Origin of the sequence: Peribacillus frigoritolerans (assembly GCF_040250305.1) — a bacterium.
Taxonomy (GTDB): domain Bacteria; phylum Bacillota; class Bacilli; order Bacillales; family DSM-1321; genus Peribacillus.
In genome coordinates this window covers 4,594,346-4,608,946 of record NZ_CP158190.1, presented here as the reverse complement: position 1 = coordinate 4,608,946, position 14,601 = coordinate 4,594,346, and the positions used below count along the sequence as shown (strand labels likewise).

The 14,601-nt window shown below is 39.5% G+C and carries 19 protein-coding genes; 14 read left to right on the top strand and 5 right to left on the bottom strand.

Features of this window, described 5'->3' with window-relative positions; genetic code table 11:
• The first annotated feature begins 2 nt into the window (after window positions 1-2).
• The gene (locus ABOA58_RS22730) at window positions 3-209 is read left to right on the top strand and encodes a Fur-regulated basic protein FbpA (protein WP_283915717.1); all 207 of its coding nucleotides are present in this window, start codon (window positions 3-5) and stop codon (window positions 207-209) included.
• A 25-nt stretch (window positions 210-234) separates the two neighbouring features.
• Window positions 235-429, top strand: coding sequence for a Fur-regulated basic protein FbpA (locus ABOA58_RS22725; protein ID WP_350300138.1), 195 nt, complete (start codon window positions 235-237; stop codon window positions 427-429).
• Between the two features lie 15 nt (window positions 430-444).
• Here the strand turns inward: ABOA58_RS22725 and ABOA58_RS22720 are convergent, their stop codons facing one another.
• Together ABOA58_RS22720 and ABOA58_RS22715 are read right to left on the bottom strand one after the other, a co-directional pair.
• Window positions 445-1,038, bottom strand: a complete 594-nt coding sequence (locus ABOA58_RS22720; RefSeq protein ID WP_350300137.1) for a dienelactone hydrolase family protein — start codon at window positions 1,036-1,038, stop codon at window positions 445-447.
• A 116-nt stretch (window positions 1,039-1,154) separates the two neighbouring features.
• A complete protein-coding gene (locus ABOA58_RS22715) occupies window positions 1,155-1,550 on the bottom strand; it encodes an SRPBCC family protein (RefSeq protein WP_350300136.1) in 396 nt (131 codons plus the stop codon).
• Between the two features lie 184 nt (window positions 1,551-1,734).
• Here ABOA58_RS22715 and ABOA58_RS22710 point away from each other — a divergent pair, with 184 nt between their 5' ends.
• From ABOA58_RS22710 to ABOA58_RS22700, 3 genes are all read left to right on the top strand, one after another.
• Window positions 1,735-2,349: an undecaprenyl-diphosphatase gene (locus tag ABOA58_RS22710; RefSeq protein ID WP_350300135.1), complete on the top strand. Its 615-nt coding sequence runs from the start codon at window positions 1,735-1,737 to the stop codon at window positions 2,347-2,349.
• Window positions 2,350-2,460: 111 nt separating this feature from the next.
• Window positions 2,461-2,886 carry a 3-hydroxyacyl-ACP dehydratase FabZ gene (gene fabZ, locus ABOA58_RS22705; protein ID WP_096340058.1) on the top strand — a complete coding sequence of 142 codons (426 nt, stop codon included), beginning with the start codon at window positions 2,461-2,463 and terminating at the stop codon, window positions 2,884-2,886.
• Window positions 2,887-3,005: 119 nt separating this feature from the next.
• On the top strand, window positions 3,006-3,308 hold the full coding sequence (locus ABOA58_RS22700) for an NUDIX domain-containing protein (protein WP_350300134.1): 303 nt from the start codon (window positions 3,006-3,008) through the stop codon (window positions 3,306-3,308).
• Between the two features lie 60 nt (window positions 3,309-3,368).
• Here the strand turns inward: ABOA58_RS22700 and ABOA58_RS22695 are convergent, their stop codons facing one another.
• Window positions 3,369-3,950, bottom strand: coding sequence for a TIGR00730 family Rossman fold protein (locus tag ABOA58_RS22695; RefSeq protein WP_350300133.1), 582 nt, complete (start codon window positions 3,948-3,950; stop codon window positions 3,369-3,371).
• 97 nt (window positions 3,951-4,047) lie between these two features.
• On the opposite strand from ABOA58_RS22695, the gene ABOA58_RS22690 reads away from it, so the two are divergent.
• From ABOA58_RS22690 to ABOA58_RS22670, 5 genes are all read left to right on the top strand, one after another.
• Window positions 4,048-4,368: a MazG-like family protein gene (locus tag ABOA58_RS22690; protein ID WP_350302946.1), complete on the top strand. Its 321-nt coding sequence runs from the start codon at window positions 4,048-4,050 to the stop codon at window positions 4,366-4,368.
• A gap of 285 nt (window positions 4,369-4,653) precedes the next feature.
• Window positions 4,654-5,229: a TetR/AcrR family transcriptional regulator gene (locus tag ABOA58_RS22685; protein WP_350300132.1), complete on the top strand. Its 576-nt coding sequence runs from the start codon at window positions 4,654-4,656 to the stop codon at window positions 5,227-5,229.
• Window positions 5,230-5,301: 72 nt separating this feature from the next.
• Complete coding sequence (locus ABOA58_RS22680) at window positions 5,302-8,472, top strand: bifunctional cytochrome P450/NADPH--P450 reductase (RefSeq protein ID WP_350300131.1); 3,171 nt, start codon at window positions 5,302-5,304, stop codon at window positions 8,470-8,472.
• A gap of 573 nt (window positions 8,473-9,045) precedes the next feature.
• Window positions 9,046-9,354 carry a hypothetical protein gene (locus ABOA58_RS22675; RefSeq protein WP_350300130.1) on the top strand — a complete coding sequence of 103 codons (309 nt, stop codon included), beginning with the start codon at window positions 9,046-9,048 and terminating at the stop codon, window positions 9,352-9,354.
• A 22-nt stretch (window positions 9,355-9,376) separates the two neighbouring features.
• Window positions 9,377-9,826, top strand: a complete 450-nt coding sequence (locus ABOA58_RS22670; protein WP_350300129.1) for an NUDIX hydrolase — start codon at window positions 9,377-9,379, stop codon at window positions 9,824-9,826.
• 58 nt (window positions 9,827-9,884) lie between these two features.
• On the opposite strand, the gene ABOA58_RS22665 is transcribed toward ABOA58_RS22670, so the two are convergent.
• Window positions 9,885-11,288, bottom strand: coding sequence for an NCS1 family transporter (locus ABOA58_RS22665; RefSeq protein ID WP_350300128.1), 1,404 nt, complete (start codon window positions 11,286-11,288; stop codon window positions 9,885-9,887).
• Between the two features lie 407 nt (window positions 11,289-11,695).
• Here ABOA58_RS22665 and ABOA58_RS22660 point away from each other — a divergent pair, with 407 nt between their 5' ends.
• From ABOA58_RS22660 to ABOA58_RS22650, 3 genes are all read left to right on the top strand, one after another.
• Window positions 11,696-12,193: a hypothetical protein gene (locus ABOA58_RS22660; RefSeq protein ID WP_350300127.1), complete on the top strand. Its 498-nt coding sequence runs from the start codon at window positions 11,696-11,698 to the stop codon at window positions 12,191-12,193.
• 170 nt (window positions 12,194-12,363) lie between these two features.
• The gene (locus tag ABOA58_RS22655) at window positions 12,364-12,594 is read left to right on the top strand and encodes a DUF3953 domain-containing protein (RefSeq protein ID WP_350300126.1); all 231 of its coding nucleotides are present in this window, start codon (window positions 12,364-12,366) and stop codon (window positions 12,592-12,594) included.
• 45 nt (window positions 12,595-12,639) lie between these two features.
• On the top strand, window positions 12,640-13,326 hold the full coding sequence (locus ABOA58_RS22650; RefSeq protein ID WP_350300125.1) for an MBL fold metallo-hydrolase: 687 nt from the start codon (window positions 12,640-12,642) through the stop codon (window positions 13,324-13,326).
• Between the two features lie 173 nt (window positions 13,327-13,499).
• On the opposite strand, the gene ABOA58_RS22645 is transcribed toward ABOA58_RS22650, so the two are convergent.
• On the bottom strand, window positions 13,500-13,970 hold the full coding sequence (locus tag ABOA58_RS22645) for a hypothetical protein (RefSeq protein ID WP_350300124.1): 471 nt from the start codon (window positions 13,968-13,970) through the stop codon (window positions 13,500-13,502).
• Window positions 13,971-14,236: 266 nt separating this feature from the next.
• Here ABOA58_RS22645 and ABOA58_RS22640 point away from each other — a divergent pair, with 266 nt between their 5' ends.
• The gene (locus ABOA58_RS22640; protein ID WP_350300123.1) at window positions 14,237-14,347 is read left to right on the top strand and encodes a YjcZ family sporulation protein; all 111 of its coding nucleotides are present in this window, start codon (window positions 14,237-14,239) and stop codon (window positions 14,345-14,347) included.
• The last annotated feature ends 254 nt before the right edge of the window (window positions 14,348-14,601 follow it).

Genomic DNA, 14,601 nt, shown 5'->3' with positions numbered 1-14,601 from the left:
CCATGGGGATATTATTACGTAAAGCCATTGAGAAAAAAAGAAACTTCCTTATCAACAAGTTGATTAACAAGGGAGTTTATAAAAAGAATGACATCCATCTATTTGAATTAACCTTAACCGATTTAGAGAATGAATATATTAAAATAAGCAAAATCGAAGAGAAGGAATCCGACGATCATTCCCCCTGTCTAAGGATACATTTCATATAATATCAGAATAAAAGGAGAGGGTGAAATGAGGAAGGGCTTGGAAGAAAGGCGTAAGGAATTAATCTATAAACTTATGATCCATACTGTAAATAAGACTGTGGAACAGCTTATGAAGTTAACCTTAAAAGAATTGGAAACAGAATATAAAAAGGTTCAAAATGAATGTCATCCCCATAGTGATGCGGGTTCGATACAATGGATCCATACAAAACGGCATTAGGTTGAATGTGTAACCTCAGTGTTGCATAAAAAATTTCATCATTTTGCTAACGGCTGCTTGTGCTGATTCTACATGATATTTTGAATTGTAAGGATCACTGAATCCATGTTCTCCCTTGAATTTATGAACCTCGACATTCGTTCTTTCTAAAGCTAAAATTAACTCGTCCACATTAAATGAAGGCTCTTCTAATGGGAAAAATAGCAGTACAGGACATTGTGGCGCTAATTCTGCATAATTCCTAATACGTGAACCGTAGTAACCAACTATTCCATCGACACGCTCATCCTCACTGCACAGCCAAGCTACAGTTGCCCCTGCACTGAATCCAAGGACGAAAATCTTTTGGTATTCATCTTTTATATTCGATAATATATCCTTTATCTTATGTAAAGCACCCTTGAATCCTACGTTCTCCATAAAATGTCGATAAGCAGCATCCTCTTGGGAATAATCAAAAGGCGTCTCACGTTCTAACAAATTCGGACAAATCACATCAAAACCCTGTATTGATAATGACTCACAAAAACCCTGCATATGTTGGTTCAGTCCATAAATTTCGTGAATGACAATGATGACAGTATCGGACTTTTTCTGTATGTCCAGCATTTTTTACCTCCTTATGTGAATTTCTTCTATTATAAATACGGCCGTCTCCAGAAGGGGGACAGCAACGATTTTTTAATAAACATGGAAATGAACTAGGTTCTCTTTCAAATGAATGATTAGGTATTGTGAAGTTCTTTTCCTTCTAAAAATGCTTTTAAGTTAGCCAAACTAAGTTCATATCCGTCCATGTTAATGGATACTCTAGTGCCTTCAGATTCTGGGTATATTTCAAAAGTGAAAACGAGTTTATCCGAATCCGAGGAATAAGTAAACCTTTCGTATGGGATTATCTCTTGGATTGTAAAGCTCATTGGGATACTTTCATTCTCTTTAAGATTGTTATGTGCACTAGGCATTAATACGAAGATTGCCTTCCCTCCAACCTGGAGTTTAGGAATATTCCATTGTGAACCCGGGGCATACCATTTTGAGATGATTTCATCATTCGTAATCGCATTCCAAACCGTTTCCTGGTTTTCATGAATTAGAACTGAGTTCCTATCATTATTCATTTTACTTATCTCCTTATTTTTTCTTGGATTATATAGAAAGTTTAGGAAATATACAAGACCCCACTAAGCGTATTTAACCGAGTGACAATATTGTAAGATGGCAGCTTAAACTGTTAGGAAGAACGATGGCGATTTATTTCCTTTCTCTTTAATATGTAAGAAAAAGAGGAAGGTTGGGTATGAAATGGACTTTTTTGAGTTGAATACCAATGTATTCAGAATGATCAATGACTTAGGGAAACAGTACGATTATTTAAACCCTTCTGCCATTTTCATTGCCGAGTACATGGTATTTTTATTAGCTTTGGCAGTCATCGTAATATGGTTCACTCGAAATGAACAGAGTAGGATGATGGTTGTTTGTGGGATGATTACGTTTGTAATAGCTGAAATGATGGGGAAAATGGCAGGGAGATTGCATTCGAATAATCAGCCATTTGCCGAATTGGCCAATGTTAATAAGTTAATTGAAAAAGGAGTGGATAATTCATTTCCAAGCGACCATACAATCTTGTTTTTCTCGTTTTGTGTATCTTTTTGGCTTTTCAAAAGAGGATGGTGGTTGTTATGGATCATGCTGGCTTTCCTTGTTGGCATTTCCCGTATTTGGGTAGGCGTCCACTTTCCGGCGGATGTGCTGGCAGGAGCAATAATAAGCACCATTTCAGGATTGGCGGTTTACCTTGTTGTTCCTAAAATAAGCTTGATTCATAAATTATTGGGGGGGTATGAGAGGTATGAACAAATAGTTCTATCCCCATTAACTAAATCGAAGGAAAAAAAATCAAAGGATTTGTAAGAGAAAACAGGGTTGCTCAGGCAGCCTTTTTTTATAACACAAAAATATCCATATGGTGATACTGATGGTAAAATTAAGTGAAAGCAATCCATCGCAATGGGGGACTTAATATTGATCGATATCCAAGAAATCAAAGACATTATCAGGCATCGCTATCCATTTCTTTTAGTTGATAGAGTTTTGGAACTGGAAGAAGGAAAGAGGGCGGTGGCCATTAAAAACGTCACGGCAAATGAAGAGTTTTTTACTGGTCACTTTCCCGATTACCCAGTGATGCCAGGTGTGTTGATCGTGGAGGCATTAGCACAGGTAAGTGCTGTTGTCATGCTTACAAAAGAAGAAAATAAAGGACGGATCGGGCTTTTGGCTGGGATCGATGGATGTCGTTTTAAAAGGCAAGTAAAACCAGGGGACCAATTACGTTTAGAAGTGGAGATTACTCGCTTGAAAGGTCCTATCGGTAAAGGAACAGGAAGGGCTACTGTCGAGGGGGAAACTGTATGCGAGACAGAGCTCATTTTTGCTTTTGGTGATTGATGGTGATACCGATAAAAAAAGCTTACGGGTATGTGACAAGAATCAATAATGGAGAAACACAGGTATTGGTTTTTCAACATCCCATTATGGAAGCCGGTATACAGATACCCAAGTGAACAGTGAAGCCTCAAGAAGATGCTTACCAAGCAGTGATTAGGGAAATGAAAGAAGAAACAGGTCTGGAAAATTTTCATGTGGAGAAATTAATGGCAGAAGATTTTTGGGAGACTGTTGATGGTGCCATACATAATAGATATTTTTATCAAATAAGTGTATCGAATGTTCCTGATGAATGGGACCATCAGCCGACGGGTGGAGGAGATGAAGCGGGGCTGACATTTCATTTCTTCTGGATTTCATCCGAACATGAAGTGCAGCTTATCAAAGGGCATGGAGATTATTTAAACCGGATCTTTACCTAACCAGCGGTTTATCAAAACGGCCAAGATCATTATTGATCTTGGCCGGCTGTTTTTTAATGATCAGGTTTGTTTCTCGGTAAGGAAAGTTTTTACGGTTGGCGGTTCATATGTAATGAATTGATCAAGAAGCCCATTTGGTTCAACATCTACCAGCGCCATGGAACGGAACTTTTCATGTAGGAACTGTTCGTCGGACATATGATTGAATAAAGCGACCAAAGGATCATAATAGTGATTGATATTTAAGAGTCCGCAAGGTTTTTGATGAAGACCAAGCTGAGCCCAAGTGAAAATCTCAAAGAATTCTTCCAATGTTCCTGGCCCGCCTGGCAAGGCCATGAATCCATCTGCAAGCTCAGCCATTTTTGCTTTTCTTTCATGCATGGATTCCACGACGATCAGCTCGGTTAAGTTCTTATGTGCTATTTCCTTTTTTTCGAGGAAATCTGGCATTACGCCAATTACATTTCCGCCTGCTTCCAAGACGGAATCTGCAACTGCACCCATGATTCCTACACTTGAGCCTCCATAAACAAGGGTAATCTTACGTTTTGCCAGTTCCGCACCCAGTTTTTTAGCACCTTCTACATAGACAGCAGATGCACCTTTGCTTGATCCACAAAATACAGCTAGACTTTTCAAAATATCACATCTCCCATTTAGTAATCTTCCTTTCTTATCATACAAAATTAAAGGGGATTTGTTAAACTTGAATGATAAAAAAGAAGGGTGGATGGATATGAACGTCACTGAATTTCAACAATGGGTAAAAGATTATTATGAAGCACGGGGATGGTCAGAATTGGACATCTTCATTCGCATTGGCTTTTTGGCAGAAGAAACTGGCGAGGTTGCACGAGCCATTCGTTCCCTTGAGATTGGCAGGGATAGACCTGATGAAGTTATTGGTTCGTTTGAAGAGAACATTCAGGAGCTAACCGAAGAGTTGGGAGATGTGTTAGGAAACTTGATTGTGATTGCGAACAAGTACAATATCCCCTTGGAAGAAGTGTTCAATGCCCATAAAAAGAAACTATCTGAACGTTATAATCATGCATAAGTTTCTTCTCATTTAATAGATGAACAAGAAGTTTGCATACTTAATTTCAGTAAACCAGTGGAAGAGCTGTGACTATCAGCTCTTTTTCTTATGGGGCGAATGATAGTACGTCATACCATTTAATTCCTTAAAAAGAAATACTTTCAGCCTTTTATCCCCCTCCGTTAAAAAAAAATTCACAAAATATGGGTAGTATGCGCGATTGAGATTGGATTTTATTGGGTTTACACTTGCATTAAAGGAATGAACATTCATTCCGCACCTTGATTAAAAGGGGGGATCATTATGATCACGGCAGCAAATAAACGAGACAGTATAGTAACCAGCGCTTTAGAGCTTTTTGCAGAACGGGGGTATGATGCGACGACGATTCCGATGATTGCTGCATCGGCAGGAGTTGGAGCGGGTACCATTTATCGTTATTTCGAGAATAAGGAAGTGCTGGGCAACAAGATCTTTCAAGAGTACTTGGATATTTTCACTGAAACGGTCAAGAATGGATTTCCTCATGATGATTCAATTCGCAATCAGTTTCATCATATTTTTAAATCGATGGTTCACTTTACAACTGAGCAGGACCAAGCTCTTTATTTTATTAAAATACATAGTGGAGCCCATTTTTTAAATGAAGATAGTCATGCTAGCTTTCAAGGGCTATTGAATATATTTAAAAATTTCTTTGATTCAGGAAAAGAGAAAAAAGAAATTAAGGAGCTTCCTTCTTCAGCTTTGATTGCCATCATTTACGGAGCTTTTCTTGAGCTTGAGCGACTTGTTCGCATCGGGGAGTTAGAAGCTGACCCAAAACTTTTGGCAGATGTGGAAGAAAGCTTTTGGGATGCAGTGCGATTGCACGCTTGAGATACTTTTAACATTTAAACGGAATGAACGTTCATTCCGCATTCTGAACTATTGTAAAGAGGTGCTAATAAAATGGAAAACACAACTCAGTTTCCACAGCCAAAGACATATGGCCCCCTAGGCAGCCTGCCTATCATTGATAAGGATAAGCCGCTTCAGTCTTTCATGAAGCTGGCACGAGAACTTGGGCCGATTTTTCAGTTTCAATTTCCGGGTCGAATCACTACATTCGTATCCAGTGCTGACCTCGCTAAAGAAATATGTGATGAAAAAAAATTTGATAAGAAGGTCGGTCCAGCCTTGCAGAAAGTGAGGGCGTTTGGCGGCGACGGTCTTTTCACAAGTGAAACGAAGGAACCGAATTGGAAAAAGGCCCATAACATCTTGCTGCCCAGCTTTAGCCAGCAGGCAATGAAGGGCTATCATGCTAAAATGGTGGATCTTGCTACCCAACTCATTCAAAAATGGGCTCGCCTGAATCCGGCTGATGAGATAGATGTTCCTGAAGATATGACACGATTGACATTGGATACGATTGGACTATGCGGGTTCAATTACCGCTTTAACAGTTTTTATCGGGAGACCACCCATCCTTTTGTCAACAGTATGGTGCGTGCGTTGGATGAAGCGATGAGCCAAACGCAGCGACTTGGCATCCAAGATAAACTGATGATCAAATCCAAAAAACAATTCAGGGAAGACATTCAATATATGTTCTCTCTAGTGGATGAATTGATTGCTGACCGAAAACAAAATGGTGATCACGGAGAAGATGACCTTCTTTCCCATATGTTGAAAGGGGTCGATCCTGAAACGGGCGCATCACTGGATGATGAAAATATTCGTTTCCAAATCATTACCTTTTTAATAGCTGGACATGAAACGACGAGCGGTCTCCTATCGTTCGCCATCTATTTCCTCATGAATAACAGAGACAAGTTAAAAAAAGCGCAGCAGGAAGTCGATGAAGTGCTGGGTGATGATGTTCCTGATTACAAACAAGTGAAAAAGCTGAAATATGTCCGGATGGTGCTGAATGAAACGCTCCGTCTGTGGCCGACAGCTCCGGCGTTTTCCGTTTATGCGAAAGAAGATACCATGCTGGATGGAAAATATAATGTGAAGAAAGATGATGTGTTCTCGCTGCTTATTCCCGAGCTTCACCGTGATCCATCCGTTTGGGGTGATGACGTTGAATCGTTCACTCCAGAGCGGTTCGAGGATTTGGAGTCCATCCCTTATCATGCGTATAAACCATTTGGAAACGGGCAGCGCGCCTGTATCGGACAGCAGTTTGCGCTTCATGAAGCGACACTGGTGCTTGGCATGGTTTTACAGCACTTTGACTTGATCGATCATGAAGAATATCAATTGGATGTTAAAGAAACATTGACTCTTAAACCGGACGGATTGACCATGCGCGTTTCACCGAGGAAGCCGGCGATGTCGTTTACCGTTGCTTCTTCAGAACCAAAGTCTCCGGAAAAAGGAGCCGCGGTATCTCCAATCGAATCAGTACATGGAACACCATTACTCGTCCTGTTTGGATCAAACATGGGAACAGCGGAAGGGATTGCTCGGGACCTTGCCGAAACAGGGAAGCGGCAAGGCTTCCATGCCGAGGTTGCCCCTTTGAATGATTACACCGATCGGCTTCCCCAAGAAGGAGCTGTTCTCATAGTCTCGGCATCTTATAATGGAAATCCCCCTGATAATGCAGGTGACTTCGTTTCATGGCTGAAGGAAAGCCATGATGGCTCATTGGATGGTGTTCACTATGCGATTTTCGGCTGTGGGGACCGCAATTGGGCCAATACGTACCAACGCATTCCAATTTTCATTGATGAGCGGCTGGAACAAAAAGGAGCAGTGCGGCTGTCAGAAACAGGCTATGGGGATGCAAGCGATGACTTTGAAGGGGATTACGAGAAATGGTCAGAAGCCCTTTGGCCGAAACTTGCCGAAACCCTGAACATTAAAGTGAATAAGAGTGATCGGGTAGTCAGCTCGATTACGATGAACTTCGTAAGTGATGTGAGCGGCACACCGCTTGCCCGCACCCATCATGCGTTTACATCCATTGTAAAAAGGAATACTGAATTACAACATGAAGTTAGCGGAAGAAGTACACGGCATATAGAATTAACGCTGCCAGAGGGAATACATTATCAGGAAGGCGATCATCTCGGGGTGCTTCCGCAAAATCCAGCGGAACTTGTCGAGCGAGTGCTCAGTCGATTTAACCTAAACGGCCAAGATTATGTGAATCTGACTGGGGATTTCGGAAAAGCTGCCCATCTTCCTACAGGAAAACCGGTAAAACTGGAAGAGTTACTATCAAACCATGTGGAGTTCCAAGAACCCGCCACCCGGTCTCAAATACGGGCGCTTGCCACTCATACGGTATGTCCTCCACATGTAAAAGAACTTGAAGATCTTCTTTTGAACAATACCTATAAACAAGAAATCCTGAACAAGCGCATAACCATGCTTGACCTAATCGAAAAGTATCTTGCATGTGAAATCCCGTTTGAACGTTTCCTGGCTCTACTGCCACCTTTAAAAGCAAGATACTACTCCATCTCAAGCTCACCACTCCACAACGAAGGAGAAGCAAGCATCACCGTGAGCGTCGTCCGTGGAGAAGCTTTGAGCGGCAACGGGGAATACAAAGGAATTGCATCGAATTATTTGGCAGAACGCTCCCTAGGAGACAAAATAGCCTGCTTTATCAATACGCCGCAATCCAACTTCCAGCTTCCAAAGCAAACAGAAAAACCAATCATCATGATCGGCCCTGGAACAGGCATTGCACCATTCAGGGGATTCATACAGTCACGTCGCGCTTTAAAAGAAAAAGGTGAAACGCTAGGGACGGCCCACCTCTACTTTGGATGCCGTAATCCGGAACACGATTACCTCTATCAAGAAGAACTCGTCCAAGCCGAACAAGAGGGACTTGTAACACTGCACACCGCTTACTCCAGATGTCCCGGTCAAGAAAAAACATATGTCCAGAACCGATTAGCGGAAAACGCTCATGACATCCTTCCTTTATTAAAAGAAGAAGGAGGACACCTATACATCTGCGGAGACGGAAGCAAAATGGCGCCAGATGTTGAACGAACCATAATTGACAGCTATATGCATATCTATCAAACACAGAGAGAAGAAGCCACAGAATGGCTGCAATCATTAGAGGAGAATGGCAGATATGCGAAAGATGTTTGGGCAGGAGCATAAATAGGAGGAGCAGCGATCCTTAAGGGAATCGCTGCTTTTTTTATGAAAATATGAATTCACGAGTAAATAGCGTAAATTCACGAGTAAAGTGCGAATTCACGAGTAAAGTGCGAATTCACGAGTAAATAGCTTAAACTCACGAGTAAAGTGCGAATTCACGAGTAAATAGTGCAAATTCGCGAGTAAAACAGCAAAACTCACGAGTAAATAATGCTAATTCGCGAGTAAATAGCTTAAACTCACGAGTAAAGTGCGAATTCATGAGTAAAACAGAGCAAAGTACGAGTAAATAGTGTAAATTAACGTGTATATCGTCCAAACTCTCGTATATATCGCTCAAACTTTCGAATATATCGCTCAAATTCACGAGTTTATCGCCCAAACTCTCGTATATATCAATCAAACTCACAAATATATCGCCCAAACTCACGAGTGAAGTAATTATTTTGCGCTAATAGAAGAATTGGAACTAATGGGTAGTGCGCTCATACATTGTCGAGAGCGTTTACGGATTCTTTATTCATTGTTAAAATTTGAGAGTGTGTTAATAATTTATTGCTTGAGGCAGATGATTTGAGATTAGCCAATGTTTTAATAGTGGGCAGTTTTGTTTTAGCGACAGTATTAGGGATATATGGTCAGGATCTTTCCTATTATATGGACCGAACTATAGTGGAGATATCGCCTATATATTACTTGACCGGATTAACAGGGTTAAGTATTTTTCTATATTTAGCTGCACTCTCATTGACATTCCTATTTTATAAAAAACAAAAAATCCAAAAAGATAAATTCGGGATTTATCTAGCTGTAATTTGTATGATTGGTACAGCGACCTCTCTATGGTCCACATTCGTCACAGCCATGTGTGGGGTTAATTAACGATAAAGGGGTCACTTAATAAATGTTTAAGTATACAGTCTGTTTTGTAAAGAAGAATAATGAACTTCTCATGCTTAACCGGGAGAAAGCTCCGATTATGGGTGTTTGGAACGGGGTGGGGGGCAAAATCGAGAAAGGTGAAACACCTGATATTGGTGCACGGCGTGAGGTATTTGAGGAAACGGGGATAGAGGTAGAGACCTTTTTTTCTAAAGGAACGGTAACCTGGGAGACTCCAGAAGGTGAATTGGATGGAATATATGTATATTTGTATATGGCTGATGAGGATTTAATATATGAAACACCGAAAAAAACGCGGGAAGGCATTCTTGATTGGAAATCCATTGATTGGATATTTCATCCACTTAATCTCGGAATTGCTGAAATGGTCGCACAGTACATGCCGGTTTTATTGAAAAAAGAAGGAAACCATACATTCACTTACAAAAATGGTCAAATGTATAATTCCTGAAATCAACCTTACTTAAAAAAGGGATACTGCCATCTTGAGTAGTATCCCTTTCAATAAGTTAAAACTCATTCTCGAATATCGTCCCCTTTTTGAAACTAGAATCCTTAAAGGCGAACTTCATCAGAATAATATAGGCAATGCCCGCCACAACAACGCCGATGATCCAGGCCAGCTCGACTTTTATAAAGGCAGCGCCGGCGCCGATAAGCATGGCGAGCAGCGCGCATGGATTATATCCTGCAAATGGCCCATCCTCTTTGTATAAATCGGCAACATTCATTTTTTGCTTTCTTAATATATAATACTCGACTAATAAAATCGAAACGATCGGACCCAAAAATGCGGAATAAATCAGAATGAACAAACCGAGGCCCTTCGCCGAAGAATCCTGTACAAGCACCCAAGGGAATGAGCAAAAGGCAAGAATTCCGGTTATGATAACGGCAACCTTATATTTCAACTTTGTAAGCAAAGTAATGACATATGTTGGCGGAATGATATTGGCAACCATATTTACCGCAATTGCACCTATGACGATAAATGCTGAAACGCCTACAGTGATATAAGGATTATCCACGACAATTGCAAACGCCTTAACTGGATTGGAAATGCCGGTAGCGGAAGCAAGCATTACACCGATAGTCAGTACGAAACCGTATGCTAGTAAAATGGGCGAAAAGTATAAAAACCCTCGTTTTGCATCACTGATGCCAGACTTAAGCTCTCTTGAATAGTCTCCTGCGCTTAAAAAGATAGCCGCATAATTTCCTAAAAACATCATGATGAAAGCAAAGAACGGCAGGCCCCATGAGCCTTCAGCGTGCACCCATTTTTCCGCGATGACCTCGCTATGTGATGTAAGCAGAATGCCAAATACATAGACTAGCGCTAGCATGATAACGATGGATGCAAGCATTTCCACCCATTTGATGGCATGGAAGCCATACAGCGAAAGTACAATTTGCACCAATTGAATCACGACAAAGCAAATGACGGCATTATCAAATGCACCACCCGTAATGACCTTCACGATTTCATTTAAAGCGGTACCGCCGATCCAACTTTGAAAACCGTACCAGATGATGGCCGGAATACCGCGCAAAAGTGATGATATAATGGAACCTTTCATCCCGAAGGACATTCTGAGCTGAACAACATAGGGAATACCCGTCCTGTATCCAATCCTATCATTTAAAGCGAAAATCACGGAAATGATGGCGATGGCTATGGCAGCTGCAGCAAAAGTCTGAATGATATTCAACGTTGCGGTTCCCGCTACGACCAAGCTGGCCCCAAGTGTCATATTCCCTAAATTGACGCCGTCTCCAATCCACATGAATGTATAGGATATCGGGCCAACCGTCCTATCTTCTTTTGATCTCGGCTTCAAAGATTCATCCAAATCCGCAACATGGTGGAACTCCGCCTCTTCTAAAGCATGACTTTCTAGATATGTAGACAATTTACACTCAACTCCTATTCATAGTGTTATATGATATGCCTGTTGATGTGACAAAAACTAACATGAGAAAAGTATACAGGTTTCGCATTTAAGAATCATTAGAAGAAGTGTGAAATTTCAGATATTATTTTGTGCTTTTTAACTAAAAGAATATCAAGTGAATTTTTGTAATTAACTGAATCGGGGTATATGTGTCCTGCTGTCTTGTGATTTGTTTGCAGTAAGTAAGGTTACTGCGGCAGACTTTTTATGGTGCAGGATAGCTAATATTAAGCCTTGAATTTCATTAAAAAAAGGTGCTAAAATTGTTATATCAGTGTGTAGAGATATTGGTCTTTTTTATTGACCAAAAATATATGTCTCACGATACGTCTGCCATCTGAAATATTTTTAATGGGGATGATCATATGCACGATGAAACAAGATTACCGCGAAATGGAAAAGACTTTGTATTATTCTTAGCGATTATATCAATACTTTCAGTCAACATTATCGCACCACTTATTATGGGATTTAAATTTGGATTCAGTAAAGAAGTGTATTTGGAAACCTTACGGGTAATTCCATTTGTATGGATTTGTGTCATTTTATTAGTAACACTTGTTGTAAATCCTCTAGTTAATAAACTCGTAAAAAAGTTTATTGAACCTACGGACGGTTTTAATGCAAGAGTGTTATTCACGATATTATTCAGCGTAACCATTCTGTCCATTTTACTGACGGTTATCGGATCTTGGATTGGCATGAGGGAAATTAGTTTGGAGCCGATTCAGACGTTCTTTTATGACTGGCCACGTAACTTTTTCATCGCATTTTGGGTTGAAGTTTTGATCGCACAGCCGATAGCAAGATTTGCAATGAAAAAATTACATGCAAGCCAGGCCCGTAAAGCAGTAAATGCGTAACATTCAAATAAATTAAAAGCCCATATAGCCGATTGGTTTTATTAAAAAACCAGTCGGCTTTTTCGTGCAGAAAAGTGGGTTAGTGAATGAAGGAATTTCCATTTTCTACACAATGAAAAGGTGTTAAATGGTATGATTAAAAAAAATTGTACTTAAGGGGAAATATATTGTTGAAAATAGTTAAAATCATCTTAGCAATAATTGTAGTCGCTTTATATGCATATCAGCTAATTACTGGAAGTGTTGAGTTGATGCCATATTCTATGTTGTTTCTGGCGGCAATTTTGTTAATAACAGGATTAGAGGAACCTCAAAAAGATAGAAAAGGAGGTTTTTTGAGGTACGTTGTTGTCTCATTATTTCTTTTCTTTGTATCCATGCTGGGTTTCTTAATGAACTAAAACGAGAGCTACTATTACCTCTTTAGTAGGTGAGGAGGAGAAAAAATGAAGATAATAGAACTGCCAATTGAATTTGAATTTAATGGGCAAAAAAATCACATTAATCCTAGCTTGATTATATTGAAGAATGAACTAACCTTGGTCGATACAGGGTATCCTGAATTTTTACCTTTAATTGAAAATGAAATTATAAAAAGTGGTTATGAAATGAAGAATTTAAAGAATATAATCATTACTCATTATGATATTGATCATATAGGTTCCTTATATGATTTCAAGGAAAAGTATCCTTTGATTAACATTATAGCCAGTGAAGTGGAATCAAAATATATTAGTGGTGAAATGAAGTCAGAGAGATTGGTTCAAGCCGAAGAAATGCTAGGAAATATGCCAATTCAAGAAATCGAATTCGGTAAATGGTTTATACAACAATTAAAGAAATTGAAGCATGTTTCAATTGATGAAAAGGTACATGATGGTGATTTGATATTGGATAACGAATGTAGAGTAGTAGCAACACCAGGGCATACCTCAGGGCATATTTCATTATATTTTCCAAGTTTAAAAAGTGTAATAACAGGTGACGCAGCTATTAAAGAGAATCATGAATTGATCATTGCTAATCCACACTTTTGTCTAAATGTAGAGGAGGCAGAACAGTCTTTAAGAAAGATTAAAAATCTTGAAGCTGAAAATTACTTTTGTTATCATGGTGGAAAATTCACTTTATAATTGGGTTTTGCTTAAGATTGGAGCTGTCTTTAGGCAGCTTTTTCTTATGAAAAGGGGCAGGATAGTTAAGGGCTAGAAATGAAAACCCCATCTAAACTAGGAAGGGGGTATATGTGTTTGAAGTTTTAAAATTCAAATAACTTGTTTGAAGATTTTTGTAGAATCATAATATATTAATAATTCTGCTGTTCACTTCCAACAGGAAATGAAACCCCCATAGATCGTAAAGCTTCTTTTGCTTGATTTAAATAGGATTCTGCTTGTTCTTGCCATTTGATAATCACTTTAATAAAGGCTATATATTCAGGTCTTGCATTTTCCTCCATTATTTTTAATCCTTCACTTACTTTTTTATCTTGGGTTTCAGCGTTTATTATACAAGCTGTCATTGTTTCTATAATGGTTTGCTGTTGCTCACCATTTTTTAGCCTTTGGGCTGATCCCACTGCGGTTACACGGTGATATGAAGCAGGGATTAAGTGGTTATGCATCTCGCGACTTCCTTTTAAATCTTTGGTTTCAGGTATATGGAAAAGCTCACTACTCATAGCACATACCATTTCTTCAGCATATAAACTTTGGTGCAACATATATAAAATAGGTTCCCAGTTGTTTACTCGATAATAATAATCATTCGGATACAAAAAAACATCTCCTCTTTCAGTACATTTTATAGTTATCATTTAGGATCGGAATGAATGAAATTGTATTTTCCATCTTATGTTTATTAATGTTGTCCAGTTCAAATAATATTGCAGAGGTTAAACATGGATAACTGATTCGTGAATGTCAAATTAAAAATGTAACTTTATCACATTGGAGATGGAGACTGTTGCTGTCATTTTCCTGATTGGAGCATAAGATGATATAGCCCATTTATTCCTCATTAAAAATAAGGAGATGTTTATATATGTCAGGTTGTGAACAGGGTTTTGACCGCGGGTTTGGTTTTGGTGGAGGTTTCGCCTTAATAGTCGTTTTGTTTATACTCTTAATCATTATTGGATGTATTTGTTTTTAAGGCGGGAATGAGCGGCTTCTGCTAAAAAAAGCATAAAATAGCCCGACCTTTATTGGTCGGGCTCCAACTGTAGATAATTGAGTCTGTCTGCAATTATTAAAGAACGTTCGGAATTGATTGAAGAAATCCGCTCCCTTTCCGCCGACTGTCTGCCAAGCCTCCTCACCGCAAGCGGCTGTGGGGTCTCGGCTAGCCAGTTATTCGGCAGGAGTGTCGCAAATTTCTTCAATCTAATAAGGGTTCATACCATATCG